The following is a 513-nucleotide window of genomic DNA, read 5'->3' as shown; positions in this document are numbered from 1 at the left end:
AAAAGATCATCAATGGTGACGTGCCGGAGGGTCTGCGTCGTAAAGAAGTACTGTCGCTTGACTTGGGTGCACTGATTGCTGGAGCAAAATTCCGCGGTGAGTTTGAAGAACGTCTCAAAGGTGTACTGAGCGATTTAGCTAAACAAGAAGGTAACGTTATCTTGTTTATCGATGAGCTGCATACCATGGTTGGTGCCGGTAAGACGGATGGCGCGATGGATGCTGGGAACATGTTAAAACCTGCATTGGCGCGCGGTGAGCTACATTGCGTTGGGGCGACGACCTTGGACGAATATCGTCAGTATATCGAAAAAGATGCTGCACTTGAGCGTCGTTTCCAAAAGGTATTGGTTGATGAGCCGACGGTTGAAGATACCATTGCTATTCTTCGTGGTCTCAAAGAGCGTTATGAGTTGCATCATGGTGTTGATATTCAAGACAGCGCCATTATCGCGGCGGCGCGTATGAGTCATCGCTATATTACTGATCGTAAGCTGCCGGATAAGGCCATCG

The 513-nt window shown here is 48.5% G+C and carries 1 protein-coding gene; it reads left to right on the top strand.

The annotated features are described in order from the left end of the window. Positions 1–513: AAA family ATPase (locus ACS8FD_RS24705; RefSeq protein WP_439277785.1), on the top strand; the 513-nt coding region annotated here is incomplete at both ends.

This window comes from Psychrobacter sp. 1U2 (assembly GCF_051847575.1).
Note: the sequence above shows the minus strand (reverse complement) of the source record. Positions and strands in the feature narration are given on the sequence as shown.